General features: G+C 30.6%; 18 protein-coding genes, 1 pseudogene and 1 riboswitch. Of the genes and pseudogenes, 18 read left to right on the top strand and 1 reads right to left on the bottom strand.

The annotated features are described in order from the left end of the window. Positions 1 to 6: 6 nt before the first annotated feature. The 17 genes from alr to EII29_RS05415 all read left to right on the top strand — a co-directional run bounded on the left by alr (position 7) and on the right by EII29_RS05415 (position 20,004). A complete protein-coding gene (alr, locus tag EII29_RS05495; RefSeq protein WP_125236538.1) occupies positions 7 to 1,098 on the top strand; it encodes an alanine racemase in 1,092 nt (363 codons plus the stop codon). 17 nt (positions 1,099 to 1,115) lie between these two features. Then, the gene (locus EII29_RS05490; protein ID WP_125236537.1) at positions 1,116 to 1,709 is read left to right on the top strand and encodes a CvpA family protein; all 594 of its coding nucleotides are present in this window, start codon (positions 1,116 to 1,118) and stop codon (positions 1,707 to 1,709) included. Next, the gene (locus tag EII29_RS05485) at positions 1,693 to 2,790 is read left to right on the top strand and encodes an LptF/LptG family permease (protein ID WP_125236536.1); all 1,098 of its coding nucleotides are present in this window, start codon (positions 1,693 to 1,695) and stop codon (positions 2,788 to 2,790) included. Before EII29_RS05490 ends, EII29_RS05485 begins: the two co-directional genes overlap by 17 nt. A 4-nt stretch (positions 2,791 to 2,794) precedes the next feature. Further along, positions 2,795 to 3,871 (top strand): LptF/LptG family permease, encoded by a 1,077-nt coding sequence (locus tag EII29_RS05480; protein WP_125236535.1) that lies wholly within the window; start codon positions 2,795 to 2,797, stop codon positions 3,869 to 3,871. A 169-nt stretch (positions 3,872 to 4,040) separates the two neighbouring features. After that, on the top strand, positions 4,041 to 5,267 hold the full coding sequence (locus EII29_RS05475; protein WP_125236534.1) for a pitrilysin family protein: 1,227 nt from the start codon (positions 4,041 to 4,043) through the stop codon (positions 5,265 to 5,267). 2 nt (positions 5,268 to 5,269) lie between these two features. Then, a complete protein-coding gene (gene rodA, locus EII29_RS05470) occupies positions 5,270 to 6,376 on the top strand; it encodes a rod shape-determining protein RodA (protein WP_125236533.1) in 1,107 nt (368 codons plus the stop codon). Positions 6,377 to 6,399: 23 nt separating this feature from the next. Continuing rightward, positions 6,400 to 7,305, top strand: coding sequence for an RluA family pseudouridine synthase (locus tag EII29_RS05465; protein WP_125236532.1), 906 nt, complete (start codon positions 6,400 to 6,402; stop codon positions 7,303 to 7,305). Positions 7,306 to 7,436: 131 nt separating this feature from the next. Further along, positions 7,437 to 8,288, top strand: a complete 852-nt coding sequence (gene accD, locus EII29_RS05460; protein ID WP_125236531.1) for an acetyl-CoA carboxylase, carboxyltransferase subunit beta — start codon at positions 7,437 to 7,439, stop codon at positions 8,286 to 8,288. A 36-nt stretch (positions 8,289 to 8,324) separates the two neighbouring features. Continuing rightward, positions 8,325 to 9,278, top strand: a complete 954-nt coding sequence (locus EII29_RS05455; protein WP_125236530.1) for an acetyl-CoA carboxylase carboxyltransferase subunit alpha — start codon at positions 8,325 to 8,327, stop codon at positions 9,276 to 9,278. 437 nt (positions 9,279 to 9,715) lie between these two features. Next, positions 9,716 to 10,906, top strand: coding sequence for a glycine C-acetyltransferase (locus EII29_RS05450; protein WP_125236529.1), 1,191 nt, complete (start codon positions 9,716 to 9,718; stop codon positions 10,904 to 10,906). Positions 10,907 to 10,989: 83 nt separating this feature from the next. Next, positions 10,990 to 11,952, top strand: coding sequence for an L-threonine 3-dehydrogenase (locus EII29_RS05445; RefSeq protein WP_125236528.1), 963 nt, complete (start codon positions 10,990 to 10,992; stop codon positions 11,950 to 11,952). 43 nt (positions 11,953 to 11,995) lie between these two features. Then, a complete protein-coding gene (locus EII29_RS05440) occupies positions 11,996 to 13,192 on the top strand; it encodes a dicarboxylate/amino acid:cation symporter (protein WP_125236527.1) in 1,197 nt (398 codons plus the stop codon). Between the two features lie 211 nt (positions 13,193 to 13,403). Continuing rightward, positions 13,404 to 14,366: a 6-phosphofructokinase gene (pfkA, locus tag EII29_RS05435; RefSeq protein WP_125236526.1), complete on the top strand. Its 963-nt coding sequence runs from the start codon at positions 13,404 to 13,406 to the stop codon at positions 14,364 to 14,366. Positions 14,367 to 14,412: 46 nt separating this feature from the next. Continuing rightward, positions 14,413 to 15,828: a pyruvate kinase PykF gene (pykF, locus tag EII29_RS05430; RefSeq protein ID WP_148096406.1), complete on the top strand. Its 1,416-nt coding sequence runs from the start codon at positions 14,413 to 14,415 to the stop codon at positions 15,826 to 15,828. Positions 15,829 to 15,993: 165 nt separating this feature from the next. Beyond that, on the top strand, positions 15,994 to 16,581 hold the full coding sequence (gene recR / locus EII29_RS05425; RefSeq protein ID WP_125236525.1) for a recombination mediator RecR: 588 nt from the start codon (positions 15,994 to 15,996) through the stop codon (positions 16,579 to 16,581). 449 nt (positions 16,582 to 17,030) lie between these two features. Beyond that, a riboswitch (SAM riboswitch) is annotated at positions 17,031 to 17,135 on the top strand. An 83-nt stretch (positions 17,136 to 17,218) separates the two neighbouring features. Then, a complete protein-coding gene (gene metK / locus EII29_RS05420; RefSeq protein WP_125236524.1) occupies positions 17,219 to 18,370 on the top strand; it encodes a methionine adenosyltransferase in 1,152 nt (383 codons plus the stop codon). Between the two features lie 29 nt (positions 18,371 to 18,399). After that, positions 18,400 to 20,004, top strand: a complete 1,605-nt coding sequence (locus EII29_RS05415; protein ID WP_125236523.1) for a peptide ABC transporter substrate-binding protein — start codon at positions 18,400 to 18,402, stop codon at positions 20,002 to 20,004. Between the two features lie 195 nt (positions 20,005 to 20,199). Here the strand turns inward: EII29_RS05415 and EII29_RS05410 are convergent, their stop codons facing one another. Next, positions 20,200 to 20,892, bottom strand: coding sequence for a S24 family peptidase (locus EII29_RS05410; RefSeq protein WP_158612475.1), 693 nt, complete (start codon positions 20,890 to 20,892; stop codon positions 20,200 to 20,202). Positions 20,893 to 21,073: 181 nt separating this feature from the next. On the opposite strand from EII29_RS05410, the pseudogene EII29_RS05405 reads away from it, so the two are divergent. After that, a pseudogene (locus tag EII29_RS05405) lies at positions 21,074 to 21,305 on the top strand (hypothetical protein); the annotation flags it as partial.

Raw genomic sequence — 21,305 nt, 5'->3', positions numbered from 1 at the left:
AAATAAATGCGTTGTTGGGCAGAAATAAATATAAAAAACTTATATGAAAATATTAAGGAACTTGAAAAAATAACATCAAAAGAACATATAATGGCAGTAATAAAAGCTGATGCTTATGGTCATGGAATGCTTAAAATATGCAATTTACTTATAAAAAAAGGAATTCTGAATTTTGCAGTTGCTACTGCTGATGAAGCTCTTGAAATAAGGAAGATGAACGAAAGTGTAAATATCCTCATTCTCGGACCTATTGAAAATGACTATGTAAATTCAGTTTCTGAAAAAAATATTTATTTTACAGTAACTGATTTTGAGGAAATTGATTACCTCGAAAAAAATCATTGTAATGTAGATGTTTTCATTAAAATAGACACAGGAATGGGAAGAGTAGGGTTTCAGTCCCATGAGATTGAGAAAATGACGGACATATTAAAAAACTGTAAATATGTCAGACCGATAGGTGTTTTTTCGCATTTTTCATCTTCCGATTCTGACGGAAATTATACTGATATGCAATCGGAAAGATTTGAAGAGATATCAGAAATTATGATGAAAGAAATCTCGACTATAAAATATAGACATTTACATAATAGTTTCGGAAGTTTGAAATCTTGCAAAAAGAAATATGATTTTATAAGAGTCGGAATAATAGCATATGGAGGTGTTACTGAAAAGGAAACGGTACCTTATAAGTTTAAACCTGTAATGTCTCTTTATGCTAAAATAAGCTATATAAAAACTCTTCATGAAGACAGTTATATAAGTTATGGAAATACTTATCTGGGAAAAAAGGGAGAAACTCTGGCTACGGTGTCTATAGGATATGCGGACGGTGTCAGAAGAGAGCTGTCAAACAGCGGATATGTGTATTATAAAGGATTTAAGTGCAGAATAGTGGGAAGAGTATGTATGGATCAGTTAATAATACTGCTTCCCGAAATTCTTGTAAAAAAAGCGAAAAAAGGAGATATAGTAGAATTTTTTGGAGAAAATATAAGTGCAGTGGAAGTTGCGGATATATGCGGTACAATATCCTATGAAATTTTATGTGGAATAAGTCAGAGGGTTCCGAGAATATATATTAATGAAAATGAATAAAGTTTACGGGAGAAAAAATGATATTAGATGTGGGATTTGTAGTATTATTGATTTTATCCTTTTTATTAGGAAGAAAAAGAGGATTTACACTGGAATTTTTCGGTGTATTTAAGTATCTTCTTATTATATATATGATGAAATCCACTTATGGAGCGGTAAAAATTATATTTAAACTGTCTGAAAAAGATTCGAGGGATCAGTTAAAAATATATGTTATAGCCTTTGTTTTGCTATATATCAGTTTTTCAGTTTTACTAAAATTGAGCAGCAAATTTCTTAAAACTATAAAGCTGAAAAAAGGTGATGAATTTATTGGAGGAATTTTAGGTATAATAAAAGCAACTTTTATAATTTTTATTATATATATAATAATATTAATAGGTTCATCCCACAGCAAAAGATTACAGGATATAAGAAATCAAAGTTTTGCCGTAAAGGGAATAACCGAGTATATATATGTGTATTCGGATGTGTTTCCTGACTTTATAAAAAATGATGTAAATAAATATAGAAAAAAAAGAAGAGAAGAAAAATTGAAGAAAAATATATTGAATGAACTTAGTAAAAATAATCTGAATGAAGGAACAAAAAATAATGAAAATAATAGATAAATATATTTATAATTCACTTGTGCTGCCTTCAATATTCGGGATCAGTATATTTACATTTATCCTGATGCTTAATGTTCTTATTGAAGCAATGGAAAGGTTGTTTGCAAGCGATCTGCCTTTTCTATCGGTAGTTGATTATTTCTTTTATGTCGTACCCGGCATTCTTGTACAGACAATACCTATGGGGGCATTTCTCGGTGTAATGCTCGTTTACGGAGGGCTTTCTGAAACAAATGAGATAATAGCTATGGAAGGTTCGGGGATAAGTCTTTTCAGGATTATAAGACCTGCTTTTATATTTGGACTTATATTGACATTCATAGGATTGGGACTTGAAATATATGTAAATCCCAGAGCACTTGAAAATATTAATAAACAAACGAAAGTATTATTGTCTACCAGACCGAGTTCACTGACTGAAGAAAAAATATTCTTGACAAATCCTGAAAAAGGCTTTGGATTTTATATAGACAAAGTTGACAATAAGAAAGCTTCCGCAAGTCAGTTTCTTTTACTTAACAAACAGGGGAACAATCCTTATCCTGTGATATTTTTAGCTGAAAATGCGAGATTTGATCCGGGAATAATAGTGCTGAATGATGTAAAAGGATATTCTTTTGATAAAGAAGGAAATAGTCAGGTAGCTGCAGAATATAAAGAACAGCAAGTACCTATTTCGACTTTTTTCTCTTCCGGAGAAGGAGAACATCAGAAAAAACGTAGCGAAATGAATTTAAAAGAATTAAAGGAATTTTATAGAAATAATGTAAATAATCCCGATATGAAAGAAGCTGCATTAAAAGCTTTGATAGAAGTTTATCAAAGGCTGATAGGACCTCTTGCAAGTGTGTTTCTCTGCTGGCTGGGAGTTCTACTGTCGGTAGGAAACAAGCGGAGCGGAAAAGGAATAAGTTTCGGAATAAGTCTGATAGTAATATTCGGATATATAGCTATTGTAAATTATGCAAAAATTATGATACTGAAAAATAATATTCCTGTTTCAGTGGCAATGTGGATACCGAATTTTATTTTGTTTGTATTATGTGTTTATTTTTCAATAAAAAAATATAGGAGACATTAATTTAATGAATAAACTGGATAAATATATAATTTCAAGTTACATAAAAAGTTTTTTTCTCGGAATGATGATGTTTTTCCTGATATTTATTCTTGCAGAAAGTATAAGTCTTACAGGTTGGATAATGGATGGAAAGTTCACTTTAAAAGAAGCTTTTGAATATCTGTCCTATGGTATACCTGAAATTATTACTAATACTGCACCTTTAGGAATACTTCTCGGAAGTCTTTTGGCAATAAGTAAAATGGCAAAGCAGCTCGAGATAACCGCAATGAAAACAAGTGGAATAAGTTTTTTGAGGATAGCCTGTTTTCCGTTGATTTTTTCATTTGTTGTAAGTATATTCGTTCTTTTTGTAAATATAAATATACTCGGTAAAGCCAATAGTAGAAAAAGTAATATGAAACTGGTTAAACTGGAGCAAACGGAGCCGGTAAAAATAGAAAAGAATTTTGTACTTGTAAAAATTGATAAAAATAAAGTGCTATACAGCGGTTATGTGAATAAAAAAGATGGTATTATGAAAGAAATAGAAATAATAGAAATGTCGGATAATTTTAAACAAATAAAATCGGTTTATACGGCAACAGGAGCTGTCATGGAAAAAGGAACAAATAACTGGAATTTTGAAAATCTGAAAGAACATGACATAGCTTCAAATGTTTCTAAAACAGTTGATATGACTAAATTTAAGTTTAAAGTTCCTATAGATGACATATTAGCAGATCCTGTAAAAGCGAAAAATCTTACAATGAAAGAATTGAGAGAAAAAATAGTTTATTTCACAAGGGTAGGAGCTGATTCAATAGATTTGCTCATTGATTTTTATTATAGAATATCATTTGCTCTTGCTTCATTTGTAATGTGTTTTATAGGATTGTCTTTAGGCAGCCGTTATGTGAGAGGGGGAGCAGCTGTAAATATAGGATTGTCGGTAATAATAGGATATTCCTACTATGGATTCAGTACTATATTGAAATCATTAGCTTCTACAGGGACGGTACCTGTATATTTGGCGTGTTTTCTACCTCTTCTAATTTATTTCGGAGTAGGAATAAAACTGTTTTCAAATGCAGAATATTAATCCGGACTCATTTTTTCCTAAAAAATGATAAAAAGTAACGGATAGAAATTTTTATGATAAATAGTAAATTTATTTCAGATTAGACTTTGTTCGGATAACAGCAAAGTATTTAATTTGTATTTTTTAGTAATTATTGGTACAAAAGTATAAAAAATAATACGGAGGAAAAATGACGGAAGAAATAATAACAAATCAGGGGGTAAAAATAATTTTCGATGAGCTTGACAATATTTCTACTTGTTCAGTAGGTGTATTTGTCAAAACAGGTTCTAGAGATGAAAGCGATGAAGAAGAAGGGATTTCACATGTTTTGGAACATATGATTTTTAAAGGAACTGCTAAAAGAAATTATTTTGAAATATCAGAAGAAACGGATTATCTCGGAGCAAGTATAAACGCACATACAACAAAGGAAGAAACAGTATTTTACATAAATGCTTTAACTGAATTTTTGGAAAATTCGGTAGACATTTTATTTGATATTGTTACAAATTCATTGATTCCTGAAGAAGAGTTGAAGAAGGAAAAAGATGTAATAGTTGAAGAAATAAAAATGTATCAGGACAGTCCCGATGATTTTATTTTTGAATTAAATTATTCGGATTGTATTCACGGTCAATACGGAAAGCCGATTATAGGAACTGAAAAAAGTGTAAGAAGTTTTTCATCGGAAATGATAAAAAAATATTATAATGAAAGATATACAAAAGATAATATTGTCATAGTTGTTTCAGGAAATTTCGACAAAGAAAAGATAATAAGAAAATCTAATGAATACTTTTCAAAATTAAAAGATAGGAAAATCGACAGAAGAACAGAAATAGAATTTGGATTTAAAAGTGGGGAAAACAGTTATGAAAAAGATATAAATCAAGTAAATATATGTATTTCCCATGAAGGACAATCTTATAACAGTAGAAATAGGATTTATGCGGATATTCTGACAAACATTATGGGGGGATCCATGAGCTCAAGGCTTTTTCAAGAAATTAGGGAAAAAAGAGGACTTGCCTACTCCATTTATACATATAATCAGTATTATAAAGAAGGAGGAATTACAAGTACTTATATCGGAACCAGTAGAGAGAGCTATAAAGAAGCCGTGAAAATAACACTAAATGAATTTGAAAAAATGAGAGAAAAAGGGATTACTCCTATTGAGCTTCAAAAGGCTAAAAATAAATATTTGAGTAAGATAGCCTTTTCAATGGAAAATCCGAGATCGAGAATGAGTATTATCGGAAATTACTATGTGAGAAAAGGAGAAATAATAAATATAAATAAGTTGAAACAGGAAATTGAAAATGTAAATCTGGAAAATATAAATAAATTTTTGAAAAATCAATATAAAAATAAAAATATTACTATTTTAGGAAATTTAAAGGGAGATAAATAACTATGTTTCAAAATCAGAGATTAACGGAAATAATAAAAAGCAATATATTGAAAATGGATAAAATGCTGTTACTGTTTGTTTATGCTCTTGTAACTATAAGTACGATTTTTGTATATAGTGCTACGAGATCTACCGGTTTTGTAATTAGAAATCTTATATGGATAAGTATAGGAACTTTTCTTTGGATAGGTGTATCTTTTATTGATTATAGAGATATGAAGAAACATATATGGAAAATTTACGGTTTAAGTGTTATACTTCTTCTTCTTGTAAGATTTGCAGGAAAAAAAACCTTGGGAGCTCAGAGATGGATAGCTTTGGGACCTTTTCAGCTTCAACCGTCCGAATTTGTGAAAATAGCAATAATAGTTATAATAGCTTTCTGGATAGTTGAAAGATACAGGAAAGGGATAAATAATCTGAAAGATATAATAGGAGCTTTTTTTCCGGTGTTGCCCCTTATATTACTCATCCTGATACAGCCAGATCTGGGAACTACACTTATAACTGTGTTTTCTTTTGTATTTATGATATTTTTATATGGAGCGGATATGAAACCTATATGGATTATAGGGATAATTGTCATTTTATCTGTATATCCTGTGTACAGGTTTGTATTAAGCGATTATCAGAGAACGAGAGTGGAAACATTCCTTAATCCTGAAAAAGACAGTAAAGGAAGCGGGTGGCATGTAACTCAGTCAAAAATCTCAGTAGGAGCAGGAGGATTATACGGTAAAGGAGTACTTCAAGGCAGTCAAAGCAGACTTGAGTTTCTTCCAGAAGCTCAGACTGACTTTATTTTTTCCATAATTTCTGAAGAAACAGGTTTTATAGGCTCTACAACAGTAATAATACTTTATTTTTTACTTATACTTAATTTAATGAGAATAAGCAAACTTACTCAAGATCGTTTTGGAAGGCTTATATTGTACGGCATATCAGGGATATTTTTTATGCATGTTGTAGTAAATATCGGGATGACCATAGGTTTAGTACCTGTAACCGGAAAACCCTTGTTATTTCTAAGTTATGGGGGAAGTTCCTTTTTATCTTCTTTTATTATGATAGGACTTGCTGAAAGCATTAAAATAAATATAGAAGATTAAAAAATAATTATTTGGAGTGATAAATGAAAGTTTTTGAATATATTATCGACAGTGAAACAGAAGGGATGAGACTGGATAGATATTTAAAAAAAATATGTAAAAATGAAAATCTCAGTAATATTTTCAGAGCATTACGTAAAGGAGATATAAAAGTAAATGGTAAAAAATCCAAGGAAAATTATAGATTATGTTTAAATGATAATGTATTTATAAAATATCTGAGTGTAGAAGATACCGACAAAATAATTTTTAATTATAAAAATAAATTTAAAATTGATGAGAAAAAATATAAAAAAATGATAATTTTTGAAAATGATAATTTTTTTATTGTAAATAAATTAGGCAATATTCCTATGCACAAAGGAACAGGACATGAATACGGTCTTTCCGAAATTTACAAAAGAATATATGAAAATGAACATATAAATTTTGCCAATAGACTTGATTATGAAACTTCCGGGCTTGTCATAGGCTGTAAAAATTTAAAATTTTTAAGGTATATTTCTGAAAAAATAAGGAATAATGAAGTCAGGAAAAAATATGTTGCAGTTGTTCATGGAATCCTCCAAAAAAAAGAATTTATAATAGAAAGTTATTTAAAAATTACTGAAAATGGAGTAAAAGAAGTAAAAGAAAAAAATGACAGAAAAGCAAAAAGAAGTATTACAAAATATAAAAAAATAGAAAATAGTTTTTTAAATACTATAAAAATAAATAATGGGGAAAAAACTTCATTAGTAGAAATTGACCTTATAACAGGAAGAAAACATCAAATAAGAGTTCAGCTGTCAAATGCCGGTTATCCCATAGTAGGAGACAATAAATACGGAAAAGGTCAAAAAAAAGACAAGCTGTATTTATGTTGTTATTCAATATTATTTGATGAATATGAATTTATATTAAAAGAAGAAAAAGATTATTTTAAATAGCTGTTTAAATCTTTAAGCAAAGTTATTTCTAAGTTTCGTAAGGTAAAATTTAAAGATAACATGAGTTATTTATTAATCTGAATTAATAAAAATATAAAATAAGTTTGAAAATCTTCAGAAAGGTGAGAAAAATGGGATTGTTTTCAAGTAAAAAGTCAAAAAATAAATATGCAACGGTTACTTCAAAATCAAAGTTGACTATAGATGTAGTCGATGACAACAAATGGAAAAAATGCAGCAGATGTAATGAAATAATATATAACGAGGATTTGAAAAATAATTTGAATGTATGTACTAAGTGTGGAAATTATTTTAGATTGACAGCTTTTGAAAGAATAGAGTTACTTATTGATGAAGGTACATTTATAGAAGAGGATATGACTTTAAATTCAAAGGATTTTTTAAATTTTCCGGGATATCAGGATAAACTTGAAAGTTCCAGAGAAAAAAGCAGAATGCTTGACGGAATTATAAGCGGAACCGGAAAAATAAACGGGATTGAAGTAAGTATTGCCGCTATGGAATTCAGTTTTATGGGAGGAAGTATGGGTTCAGTTGTCGGGGAGAAAGTTACGAGGGCTTTGGAAAGAGGTCTTGAAAAAAAAATTCCGGTTGTTATTGTTTCAAGCTCGGGAGGAGCAAGAATGCAGGAAGGTATAGTTTCGCTTATGCAAATGGCAAAAACATCAGGAGCAGTTAAAAAACTTAATGAAGCGGGGATACCTTTTATTTCAGTGCCTGTAGATCCCACTACAGGAGGAGTTACAGCATCTTTTGCAATGCTTGGAGATGTTATTGTTACAGAGCCTAATGCATTGATTGCTTTTGCAGGACCAAGAGTTATAGAGCAGACAGTAAACCAGAAATTGCCTAGGGGCTTTCAAAGAGCCGAATTTTTACTTGAACATGGAATGGTAGATGTAATTTCTGAAAGAAAAGAATTGAAAATGACGATTTACCGTATACTTGAAAAACTTATATAAGAGCAGTTTTACACATTTTACAATTTTGGAGGAAAAATGAGTATAAAAGAGGAAATAAAAGAACTGGAAAATAAAATAGAAGAATTAAAACGTTTTTCAGATGATCAAAAAATTGATTTTTCAAAACAGGTAAAAGAATTGGAAAAAAATCTTGAAGAAAAATATATGGAGTTTTCTGAAAAAGAAATGGATTCATGGGCGAGGATTCAGATTTCAAGAAATCCCAAAAGACCCTATACTCTTGATTATATAAATGAACTGACTCAAGATTTTGTTGAACTTCATGGAGACAGACTGTCTAAAGATGATCATGCTATAATAGGGGGGCTTGCAACAGTAGATGGTTATAAGATAATGATAATAGGTCATCAAAAAGGAAGAGATATTGAATCAAATATGTACAGAAATTTTGGGATGGCAAGCCCTGAAGGGTATAGAAAAGCATTGAGGTTAATGAGAATGGCTGAAAGATTTAAGTTGCCTATACTTACTCTTATAGATACTTCAGGAGCGTATCCCGGGATTGAGGCTGAAGAAAAAGGGCAAGGTGAAGCTATTGCCAAAAATCTGTCAGAAATGTTTGGGCTTAAGGTTCCTATTGTTTCAGTAGTTATAGGAGAAGGAGGAAGTGGAGGAGCTTTGGGAATAGGTGTTGCAGATTCGGTTTTAATGCTTGAAAACAGTGTGTATTCTGTAATTTCTCCTGAAGGATGTGCATCTATACTCTTCAATGATGCATCTAAAGCTTCTGAAGCTGCCAAAAGTCTAAAAATGGATGCGATTAATTTGAAAGGTCTGAAAATAATAGATGAAATAATAGAAGAGCCTCTCGGAGGAGCGCACAGAAATTTTGAGAAAACTGCAAAAAGTTTAAAAAATGCGGTTTTAAAAGAATTTAAAAAAATAGATAAACTTACTATTGAAAAATTATTGGAAAGAAGATATGAAAAATTTAGAAATATGGGAGAATATTTTGAAACTGAAGAATAAAGAATAAAAATATATTTAGATTTTTGGGAAAAGTTTTTAAATTTTAGTACCGAGGGGAATTTTAGTTTCCCTCGGTATTTAAAAATATTATTAAATAAAAAATTATAGTTTAAACTGTAATGACAGTAAAGATATAAAATTAAAAATTAAGTAAAATACAATACTTAATTATTTTAAACTCAATTTTCTTTCTATGAAAACTTATTTCAGTCTTCATATTCAGGGTATCAACTGTAAAATAAAACATCCATTATGCTTGGAAAGCAGTAATAACGGATTGTGGAATTACTTGTTGACTTTTCATCTTTTCAAGGTATAATCTTATTGTAAAACTTTTAAATGAAAAATTTTGAAAAATTCTGACAAATCTGATGTGTAAAAAAATAAATTTTAAGGTATATAAAAAGTAACTATAAATTATAATGGAGGTATTGAAAATGAGTAACGGCGTATTAAAGGAATTTTTATTTCCCAGACTTGAAGAACTGAAAGAAAAAGGACTTTATAATGAAATAGATGTCCTTGATGGAGCAAACGGTCCTGAAATTTTTATAAAAGGAAGAAAGCTCATAAATCTGTCTTCAAATAATTATTTAGGTTTGGCAAATAGAGAAGATGTTAAACAGGCTGAAATAGAAGCATGTGAAAAGTATGGAGCAGGAGCGGGAGCAGTAAGAACTATTAACGGAACAATGAAAATACATAAGGAATTGGAAGAAGCCATTGCAAAGTTTAAACATACTGAGGCTGCTATAGCATTTCAGTCAGGATTTAACTGTAATATGGCAGCAGTATCAGCTATAATGGATAAACAGGATGCTATTTTATCAGATGAACTTAATCATGCATCCATTATTGACGGATGTAGGTTATCAGGTGCAAAAATAATACGTTGTAAACATCAGGATATGGAAGATTTAAGATTAAAGGCTAAAGAAGCTATAGAAAGTGGATTATACAATAAAATAATGTACATTTCCGATGGAGTATTTTCAATGGATGGAGATGTAGCGAAAATAAAGGAAATAGTAGAAGTTGCAAAAGAATTCGGATTAATTACATATATTGACGATGCACACGGTTCAGGAGTAATGGGTGACGGAGCAGGAACAGTAAAAGAATTCGGATGTTCACAAGATATAGACATTCAGGTAGGAACTCTTTCAAAAGCTGTAGGTGTTGTCGGAGGATATGTCGCAGGAAGTAAAGAATTAATAGATTGGCTGAGAGTACGTGGACGTCCTTTCTTATTTTCTACTTCACTTACTCCGGGAGCTGCAGGAGCAGCAAAAAAATCAATAGAAATAATTTCAAATGAAAAAAAATTGGTGAAAAAATTATGGGAAAACAGTGCATATCTTAAAGAAGAATTGAAAAAAATAGGATATGATACAGGTGTTTCAGTAACGCCTATAACTCCTGTTATCATTGGAGATGAAAAGAAAACTCAACTATTTTCAAAAAGACTTATAGAGGAAGGAGTGTATGCAAAGTCTATTACATATCCTACTGTGCCTTTAGGAACAGGACGTGTGAGAAATATGCCTCAAGCAAGTCATACAAAGGAAATGCTTGATGAAGTGATACGTATTTATGAAAAAGTCGGGAAAGAGTTGGGAGTAATTTAAGATCTTATAGTTTAAGGTTATTAAAGTATATTATAAATAGTAAATGACGAAATTAAAAAATAATTTTGAGGAGGAAAAAGTCCATGAAAAAAGTTTTAATAACAGGAGCAACCGGACAAATAGGTACTGAATTAACTGCAAGACTTAGAAAGGATTTAGGTGTTGAAAATGTTATAGCTACGGATATTAAATCAGGAGAAGTGGCTAATGAAGGTATTTTTGAAATTATGGATGTAACGGATTATGAAAAATTTTTGAAGATTGCTAAAGATAATAATGTAGATACTATTATCCATCTGGCTTCTCTTCTTTCCGCAACAGCGGAAAAGGATCCTTTGTTTGCATGGAATTTAAATATGAATGGGCTGGTTAATGCTTTGGAAATTGCAAAAGAGTGCAAGACTCAATTATTTGCTCCATCGTCAATTGCGGCATTTGGAGAAAATACTCCGAAAGATAATACACCGCAAGATACATTAATGCGTCCTAATACTATATATGGAGTAACAAAAGTTTCAGGAGAACTTTTATGTGACTATTATTATACTAAATTTGGAGTTGATACGAGATCAGTCAGATTTCCGGGATTGATTTCTCATAAAACTCTTCCCGGTGGTGGGACAACGGATTATGCTGTTCATATTTATTATGATGCTCTTACTAAAGGTGAATATACAAGTTTTATAGATAAGGAAACTTATATGGATATGATGTATATGGATGATGCCGTTGATGCTATAGTGGACATTTTGAATGCTGAACCTTCAAAACTTAAACATAGAAACAGCTTTAATATAACTGCTATGAGTTTTGAGCCTGAACAGCTTGCAGAATCTATAAGAAAATACATACCTGAATTTAAACTGAAGTATGATGTAGATCCTGTCAGACAGAAAATCGCTGAATCCTGGCCGAATTCTTTAGATGATTCTTGTGCCAGAGAAGAGTGGAATTTTTCTCCTAAATATGATTTGGATAAAATGACTGAAGTTATGTTAAAAGAATTATCAAAAAAGCTTGAAGTAAAATCTAACGTGAAATTTTAAGTATCGATAAAAAATAAAAAATTATAATATTAAGGAGAATGTTATGTTAAAAAAAATTCCGTTACTGCTTCAGATTGTTATAGCTATTATTTTGGGAATTCTGCTTGGGAAATTTGCATCAAAAGATTTGATGATAACTAAAGTATTCAGTATTAATCTTGTCAGAATATTAATAACTTTTTCGGATATATTTGGACAGCTGCTTAAATTCCTTATACCTTTAATTATATTAGCTTTTATAGCTCCCGGTATAGGTGCTTTGGCAAAGGGAGCGGGAAAGCTTTTAGGAATTACTACCGGATTTGCTTACGGGTCTACTATTATTTCAGGAATGACCGCTTTTATAACTGCATCAATTTTATATCCTATTATACTGAAAGGACAGTCAGTAGCAAACTTTGCAAATCCTGAAGAAGCTCTTTTAAAAGGATATTTTATTATTGATATTCCCGCTCCTATGGCGGTTATGACAGCACTTGTGTTGGCATTTGTGCTGGGCTTGGGAATGTCGGTACTGAAAACAAATCATTTATTTAATGTTATGGATGAATTCAAGACAATTATAGAAGGAATGTTGGAAAAAATTATAGTTCCTCTTCTTCCGTTCTATATTTTGGGAGTATTTGCCAACATGACCGCGGCAGGTCAGATAACAGGCATAATAAGTGTATTTATAAAAGTATTTATAATGATTCTTATTCTTCATGCTTCTATACTTATTTTTCAATATACAATAGCAGGAATAATGACAAAGCAAAATTCATTTAAAATGCTTAAAACAATGATGCCTGCATATTTTACCGCTTTAGGGACTCAATCCTCTGCATCGACAATACCTGTAACACTTAAATCGGCAAAAAAAATGGGGATAAGGGAAGAAGTTGTCAATTTTGCCATACCTTTGTGTGCCACTATTCATTTGTCAGGAAGTACGATAACTTTGGTGTCGTGCTCTACAGCAGTATTCTTTATGCAGCATGGAATGCTTCCGGGCTGGGGATTAATGATAAAGTTTATTTTACTTTTGGGTGTAACGATGGTAGCGGCTCCCGGAGTTCCGGGAGGTGCTGTAGTTGCTGCATTGGGGATTTTAAGTTCAGTTTTAGGATTTGATGAAACAATGCTGTCTCTTATGATAGCTCTTTATATAGCTCAAGATTCACTCGGAACAGCATGTAATGTTACAGGAGATGGAGCTATAGCAGCAGTTACAAGTGTTTTTGTAAAGGATGATGAATAAAGTGGATTTATAAAAAAAGTAAAATTGCTGAAAATGGACAATATTATAATTTTATTTTTATATTAAAAATAAACTTTTAAAGAGAAGTTTTTAAATTGAAAAAAGATTTAAGAACTTCTTTTTAGTGTTTAAAAATAGTCATTGAAAAAAAATTGAAAAAATGGTACTATTTATTAGTTAAAGAGTTTGAAAGTAAGAAGGAGATAATGTTATGAGAAAAATTGCAGTTTTAACGAGTGGAGGAGATTCTCAGGGGATGAATACCGCTGTGAGAGCTGTTGCCAAAACGGCCATGACTAAAGGAATTGATGTTTTCGGAATAAGAAGAGGTTATAAAGGAATGCTGGAAGATCAGATATTTCAAATGAATGCTCTTGATGTAAGCGGAATTGCAGATCAGGGAGGGACAATATTGCTGTCAGCAAGATTGCCTGAATTTAAAGATCCTGAAGTTAGAGCTAAAGCAGCTGAAAATTTGAAAAAAAGAGGAATAGAAGGACTGGTAGTAATAGGAGGAGACGGTTCTTTTCACGGGGCACATTATTTATACGAAGAACATGGAATTAAAACAATAGGAATACCCGGAACAATAGATAACGACATAGCGGGGACTGATTATACAATAGGTTATGATACTGCTTTGAATATAATATTAGATGCAATATCAAGAATAAAAGATACTGCAATCTCACATGAAAGAACTTATTTAGTGGAAGTTATGGGGAGAAACTGTGGAGATTTAGCATTATATTCGGCAATAGCAGGAGGAGCGAGCGGAGTACTTATTCCTGAAGTGGAATCTTCAATAGATGATATTGCTGAAGTAATAAGATATAGAAGAGAAGAAGGAAAACTTTATGATATAATTGTAGTTGCTGAAGGTGTGGGAAATGTACTTCAAATAGAAAAAGAACTTTCTCAAAAAGTGAATACAAGTATAAGAGTGACAATATTGGGTCATGTTCAAAGAGGAGGAGCTCCTACAGCATTTGACAGAATACTTGCAACAAGATTGGGAGTAAAAGCTGTAGAACTACTTGTAGAAGGAAAAGGAGGACTTATGGTAGGACTTCAAAGTGAAAAAGTCACTACTCATTCTTTATCTTATGCTTGGGAAAATTATACAAAAAGTTCGTTTGCAGATTATGCAATAGCCAATATGCTATCACTGTAAATAAAAGAATAATATTTTTAATGTCATAAATTTAAAGGAGGAAAAAATGAAAATAAAAATGACAAAAGTAGTGTGTACAATAGGTCCTAAAACTGAAAGTGAGGAAATGCTTACAAAATTAGTAGAAAGCGGAATGAATGTTATGAGGCTCAATTTTTCTCATGGAGATTTTCAAGAACACGGGACAAGAATTAAAAGAATCAGAGAAGTAATGGAAAAAACAGGTAAAAATATAGGAATATTACTAGATACGAAAGGTCCTGAAATAAGAACGGGAAAATTGGAAAACGGAAAAGATATATTACTTGAAGCAGGAAATAAAATAACAGTAACTACTGATTATTCACATATAGGAAATAAAGATAAAATATCCGTTTCATATCCGGGAATTGTAAATGATTTGAAACCGGGAAATGTAATATTATTGGATGACGGGCTGATAGGGCTTGAAGTTCAATCAATAAACGGAAATGAAGTTTTATGTACAGTAAAAAATACAGGTGAATTGGGAGAAACAAAAGGAGTAAATTTACCGGGAGTGTCTGTAGGATTGCCGGCGTTATCTGAAAAAGACATAGCTGACTTAAAGTTCGGTTGTGAACAGAGTGTTGATTTTGTTGCAGCTTCATTTATAAGAAAAGCTTCAGATGTTGCGGAAGTGAGAAAGGTATTGGATGAAAATGGAGGAGCAAATATAAAAATAATTTCTAAAATTGAAAATCAAGAAGGTGTAGACAATTTTGATGAAATATTAGAATTAAGTGACGGAATAATGGTAGCAAGAGGAGATTTAGGAGTAGAAATTCCTGCTGAAGAAGTTCCTTTTGTTCAGAAAATGATGATAAGAAGATGTAATGCGGCAGGGAAGCCTGTAATTACAGCTACTCAAATGCTTGATTCAATGATAAGAAATCCGAGACCTACAAGAGCTGAGGCGGGAGACGTTGCAAATGCTATTTTGGACGGAACCGATGCAGTAATGCTTTCAGGAGAATCTGCAAAGGGGAAATATCCTGTAGAATCAGTACAAATGATGGCAAGTATTTCAAAAAGAACAGATGAGTTTAAGAAATTTAAAAATATAACAGTACCTCAAACAGGAACCGTAACAGTTACTGAGGCAATATCACTGGGGGCAGTGGAATCTACTCAAATACTTGATGCTAAGCTGATAATTTGCTGGACAAAAACGGGAAGAGCTGCAAGAATGTTAAGAAAATACGGTCCTACTGTACCTATAATAGCTCTTACTGACAGTGAGCAGACAGCAAGACAGCTTGCATTGGTAAGAGGAGTCAGAGCTTATGTTGAGAAAAATCTTGATAAAGCTGATGATTTCTTTGAAAAGGCGAAAGAAGTTGCTTCAAAACATGAAGAAGTAAAAAGAGGAGAATTAGTAGTATTGGTAACGGGTATTTCTGAAACAGGAACGACTAATACATTTAAAGTTGAAAGAATTTAATAAAGTCATTGATTAAAAACTGAAATTTTTTGAAAAAAGGATGTCCAAAAGTTAAAGTTTACTGTCTGAATTCGATTTGTTGGAAAGTTTTGAAATAAAGCAGTTTCTTATTTTCGAGACATTCTTTTTTTAGATTTAAGTATAAAATAAAAATCAAGGTGAAAAATGAAAAAATTAGATGATTTAATAAATGTTTTTGCAAAGTTACCCGGAATTGGTAGAAAAAGTGCAATAAGAATAGCTTTTGATCTTTTAGAAAAAGATGAGAAAGAAGTAAACAGAATGCTTCAGATAATAAAAGATTCTTATGAAAATATAAAGCATTGCACTACTTGCGGTAATTTATCGGAAAATGAAATATGTGAAATATGTTTAAATGAAAAACGGGATAAAAATATAATATGTGTAGTTGAAGGAGTACGTGATATAATTGCTTTTGAAAAATCAGCAATATATAATGGACTTTATCATGTGCTTGGCGGGAAAATAGACCCTTTGAACGGTGTCACAACTGAAGATCTGAATATTAATAAACTTATAGAGAGGCTTGACGGTACAGTTGACGAAATTATTCTTGCATTAAATCCTGACTTGGAAGGAGAAACAACAGCTCTTTATCTCACTAAAATATTAAAAGAGAAGAATATAAAAGTTTCAAAAATTGCAAGCGGGATACCTATGGGGGGAAATATAGAATATACTGATATGGCAACGTTAGGGAAATCTCTTGAAGGAAGAACTGAAGTAGAGTGATTTTTCTGTAGAGGTTGATTCCTATCTTCACTCTTCAGTTACCAACTACAAAATTTTTAAAACTTTAAAAATACTTATTTATTCTTGAATAACAACAAACCTGTAATGTTCAAACAGCAGTTTTTCTGTTTGAAAAAATTTCATATTTTTCGGAAAATTTTGAATGTCAGGACCCAAAAAAATAATAAAATAAATATAAGTGTACCGTAAAATCAAAATATTTAAATTATTTCAATGAAAAAATGTGAGAACGATTACAAAGAAAAATTATTGTTTGAGCGGAGTAAGTTTATTACTTTCAATGAATGAAGTATTTTCGAGTATAAAATAATTTGAGTTGAAAGTTTTTTGTAAATTTTTTTCAAAAAGGTTTGTAAATCCTTTATGAAAAAAGTTAAGTTTGACAGAATAAAAAAAATATATTATAATAATATCACAATTAAATATGAAACTTATCAAGAGAGGTATGAGGGACGGGCCCGCTAATAGTACCCGGCAACCTATATGAAAATATAAGGTGCCAATTCCCGGCATATATAATGCAAAGATAAAAATTTACATTCTCTTCTTGGTGAAGAGTTTTTTTTTAGAAAAAATTCTTGAAATAAATTAAAAAAATTTTTTAAGGAGGAATAAAGTGTCAAAAAAAGTTTATTTTACATCGGAATTTGTATCTCCGGGACATCCTGACAAAATATGTGATCAGATATCGGATGCTGTGTTGGATGCATGTATTAAAGAAGATCCTAATGCAAGAGTGGCATGTGAAACATTTGCTACAACCGGACTTGTAATAGTAGGAGGAGAAATAACTACTACAACATATATTGACATACAGGACATTGTAAGAAATAAAATAATGGAAATAGGATATAAGCCCGGAATGGGATTCGACTCGGATTGTGGTGTAATGAATGTTATACATTCTCAATCTCCTGATATTTCAATGGGAGTAGATTATGGAGGGGCAGGAGATCAAGGGATAATGTTTGGAGGTGCAGTGAACGAAACTGAAGAATTAATGCCTCTTGCTATGACATTGGCACGAGAAATTATAATACTTCTCACAAAACTTACAAGAAATGGTACTTTAAGTTGGGCAAGACCTGATGCTAAGGCACAAGTGACTTTAGCATATGATGAAACGGCGAAAAAAGTCTTAAATGTAGATACAATTGTACTGTCAGTTCAGCATGATGAAGATACCGGAAAAGAAAAAATTGAAAAGGATTTAAAAGAATTTGTTATAAAACCTGTACTTGAAAGATACGGTTTAGATTATGACAAAGTTGAAAAATACCATATAAATCCTACCGGAAGATTTGTAATCGGAGGTCCACATGGAGATTCAGGACTTACAGGAAGAAAAATAATAATAGATACTTATGGAGGATATTTCAGACATGGAGGAGGTGCTTTTTCAGGGAAAGATCCCTCAAAAGTAGACAGATCTGCTGCATATGCTGCAAGATGGATAGCTAAAAATATTGTTGCAGCAGGAATTGCTGAAAAATGTGAAGTCCAACTTTCTTATGCTATAGGGGTGACAGAACCCGTATCTATAAGAGTGGAAACATTCGGTACATCAACAGTTGATGAGGGGAAAATAGAAGAAGCCATAGAGAAAGTATTTGATTTGACACCGAGAGGGATTGAAAAAGCGTTGGAATTAAGAAATCCGAAATTCAGATATCAGGATTTAGCGGCATTTGGACATATCGGAAGAACGGACATAGATTTACCATGGGAGAAAGTAAATAAAGCTGATGAAATAAAAAAACATTTGTAATGCTGAAATAAAAAAGGAAACGGATATAAATGAAGAAAAATATAAAAAAAATTATAGGAATATTATTAGTAATAGGAATATTTACAGTGTTGTTTTTTTATCCGAAAAAAAATAATGAAGGAAAAGGCATAACTCCGGTTATTTTTAATTTAGGGAGTGATTATAACACTCTGGATCCTCATTTATTTACCGAAATGATAGCTGTACAGATAGATTCAGGTATTTATGAAGGATTGCTTATATTGGACAAAAAAGGTAATTATACGGGAGGCGTGGCTGAAAGTTTCACTGAAGTTGATAATAAAATAACTTTTAAATTAAGAGAAAATGCTAAATGGAGTGACGGAAGCAAAATAACTGCAAACGACTTTGTATTTGCTTTTAAAAGGGTTCTTAATCCTGAAACAGCAGCTCAATTTTCTGAAATGTTATTTCCTATAAAAAATGCCGAAAAGTATTATGAGGGAAAAGTGGAAGAAAAAGATTTGGGGATAAAAGCACTTGATAATAAAACTTTAGAAATAGAGCTTGAAAATCCTGTTCCATATTTTAAATATATATTGACATTACCTATTGCTGTTCCTTTAAAAGAAGAATTTTATAAATCAAAAGGAGACAGGTATGCTGTAAAGCTTGAAGGATTTCTTTTTAACGGTGCTTATAAGATTACCGGTTTAAAAGAAGATGAAATACTTCTTGAAAAAAATGAAAATTATTGGAATAGTAAAAATATAAAAATTCCCAAAATAAAATATATAGTGTCAAGGGATTTCAGAGTAGTCGATAACCTTATAAAAAATGGGGAAATAGACATGTCAAGAGTGGAACATTATAATTTACCGGAATATAAGAAAGAAGGTACACTTGACACTTTTATAAATGGAAGATTATGGTATCTTGATTTTAATTTTAATAATCAGTTTTTAGAAAATAAAAAATTAAGACAAGCTATATCTTTTGCAATAAATAGAGAAAAATATGTAAAAGAAATAAAAAAAGACGGTTCTATTATTGCAAAATCCGTAATAAGTAATATAATAACGGGATATAACGGAAAATATAGGGATAACTATCCTGATGACAAATATTTTAAGGATAATGATATAGAAAATGCTAAAAGACTTTATAAAGAAGCATTAAAAGAATTGGGAATTAGCAAACTTAAGCTTGAGCTTTTAACCGGAAATTCAGATCCTGAAATACTTGAAATACAGTTTTTACAAGAAGAATTAAGAACAAAACTCGGACTGGAAACTGAAGTGGTGACGGTTTCTTTTAAGGAAAGGCTTACAAGAACAAGGGCGGGGAATTATGATATAGTTTTAAATACATGGTCACCGAAATACGATGACTCTCTGTCATATTTAGAAAGATGGAAACAGAAAAATGAAAAAAATCAGGATATATGGTCTAAAAATAAATATAATTCTCTTATAAATGAAATACTAGTTCTAGGGAACGGAATAGAGAGAGATAGAAAAATAAATCAGGCGGAACGTATACTGATTGATGAAGTTGTAATAGTGCCGTTATATTTTTCTGTGGAAAATCATTATAGAAATTCTCAGATAAAAGGGATAATAAGAAGACCGATTACGGGAATTGCCTCTTTTGATCATGCCTATAGAAAATAATATATAGAAGTTGTAAGTATGGTTTGCAATTTATAGATTTTTAAGTATTCAGTTTTTTCAAGTTTTTTATATTTTTAAATTCTAAAATTATATTAAAAATAAAACTATTTCTTTAATTAATAAAAAAATAACGATTATATTTAATAAAAGTTTCTTATTAAAATATAACCGTTATTTTTTAATTTAATTGTATATTTAAATAGTAATTACACCTACAAATTTTCCTAAAATTTTAAAATTATCATATTCTTTAATAATTATAGGAGGATAATCATAATTGTCACTTTGAAGAATAGTTTCATCTTTGACTTTATAGAATCTTTTTACAGAATATTCTTTATTATAATGGAAAATTCCTATTTCACTATTACTTAACTCGGTAATATCAGAATTAAAAATTATTATAGAGCCCTTATTTAAAGTAGGTTCCATAGTATTATCCAAAAGATAGGCTGCTTTTAAAGCTTTTTCATTCTTTAAAGGAAATTGAATAAAACTTTCAGGAATAGAATTTTTCATTTTTTCAATGCTGGATGAAATTGAAGAGAATAAAGGGATTTTTTGATTTCGATTTTCTTTTTCAATTAAAAAATCCGCCACTTTTTCTTCAATAACATTTTTTTCAACATAACTGTCAATTTTATCATGATCTATATAACCTAGTATTTCATAAAATTTCAAAACATTAATTTTATATATTTTTGAAAGTTCAATAAGATGAAAAGGATTGATTTTCTTTTTACTTCCATTCTCAAGCCTATTTAAGTCAGCTATATTAATACCTGTATGCTTTCTAATATATTCAAATGTATAGTTATTTTCAGCTCTTAATTTTTTGAGAAAATTACTGAATTCAAGTAATTTATCATCATTGACTTCAAATCTCATATGCATCTCCTTTATGCTATTATACATATTATTTTATTACTTTTTAGAAAAATATATATTTTATATTTTACTTTTTGTAAATATATAAGGTATAATTAAAATAAAATATGGTACATAATTTAAAAAAAATGAAAAATTTTTAAATAAAAAATATAAATTAATATTCTAAAGGAGGATAACTATGAAAAAAGTAATATTTTTATTAGTCGAAATACTGGTGTTATCATCAGTAAGTTATTCAGCACCACAAAAAAGCTTAGCTGAAAGTCTGAATGCAATAGAAGCAAAATTTAATGATCTTCTTGAAAAGGAAGTGCAAAAGAAAAGAGAATTTGAAGCACAGAAAGTACAGCTTGAAGCTGAAGTGGAAGATTTGAAATCAAAAGAGCAGGGAAAGGAGAAAGTATTTGAGA

The organism is Leptotrichia sp. OH3620_COT-345 (assembly GCF_003932895.1).
In the GTDB taxonomy this organism is placed as follows: Bacteria; Fusobacteriota; Fusobacteriia; order Fusobacteriales; family Leptotrichiaceae; genus Pseudoleptotrichia.
The sequence above is the reverse complement of the archived record's forward strand: the minus strand, read 5'-3'. Positions and strand labels throughout refer to the sequence as shown.

Bases quoted from the DNA above. Each gene is read 5' to 3' on its own strand.
- EII29_RS05490 (WP_125236537.1), top strand. From the start codon at position 1,116: ATGATATTAGATGTGGGATTTGTAGTATTATTGATTTTATCCTTTTTA.
- rodA (WP_125236533.1), top strand. From the start codon at position 5,270: ATGTTTCAAAATCAGAGATTAACGGAAATAATAAAAAGCAATATATTG.
- EII29_RS05475 (WP_125236534.1), top strand. From the start codon at position 4,041: ATGACGGAAGAAATAATAACAAATCAGGGGGTAAAAATAATTTTCGAT.
- alr (WP_125236538.1), top strand. From the start codon at position 7: ATGCGTTGTTGGGCAGAAATAAATATAAAAAACTTATATGAAAATATT.
- pfkA (WP_125236526.1), top strand. From the start codon at position 13,404: ATGAGAAAAATTGCAGTTTTAACGAGTGGAGGAGATTCTCAGGGGATG.
- EII29_RS05440 (WP_125236527.1), top strand. From the start codon at position 11,996: ATGTTAAAAAAAATTCCGTTACTGCTTCAGATTGTTATAGCTATTATT.
- EII29_RS05410 (WP_158612475.1), bottom strand. From the start codon at position 20,892: ATGAGATTTGAAGTCAATGATGATAAATTACTTGAATTCAGTAATTTT.
- EII29_RS05415 (WP_125236523.1), top strand. From the start codon at position 18,400: ATGAAGAAAAATATAAAAAAAATTATAGGAATATTATTAGTAATAGGA.
- EII29_RS05450 (WP_125236529.1), top strand. From the start codon at position 9,716: ATGAGTAACGGCGTATTAAAGGAATTTTTATTTCCCAGACTTGAAGAA.
- EII29_RS05480 (WP_125236535.1), top strand. From the start codon at position 2,795: ATGAATAAACTGGATAAATATATAATTTCAAGTTACATAAAAAGTTTT.
- accD (WP_125236531.1), top strand. From the start codon at position 7,437: ATGGGATTGTTTTCAAGTAAAAAGTCAAAAAATAAATATGCAACGGTT.
- EII29_RS05455 (WP_125236530.1), top strand. From the start codon at position 8,325: ATGAGTATAAAAGAGGAAATAAAAGAACTGGAAAATAAAATAGAAGAA.
- EII29_RS05465 (WP_125236532.1), top strand. From the start codon at position 6,400: ATGAAAGTTTTTGAATATATTATCGACAGTGAAACAGAAGGGATGAGA.
- EII29_RS05445 (WP_125236528.1), top strand. From the start codon at position 10,990: ATGAAAAAAGTTTTAATAACAGGAGCAACCGGACAAATAGGTACTGAA.
- pykF (WP_148096406.1), top strand. From the start codon at position 14,413: ATGAAAATAAAAATGACAAAAGTAGTGTGTACAATAGGTCCTAAAACT.
- EII29_RS05485 (WP_125236536.1), top strand. From the start codon at position 1,693: ATGAAAATAATAGATAAATATATTTATAATTCACTTGTGCTGCCTTCA.
- recR (WP_125236525.1), top strand. From the start codon at position 15,994: ATGAAAAAATTAGATGATTTAATAAATGTTTTTGCAAAGTTACCCGGA.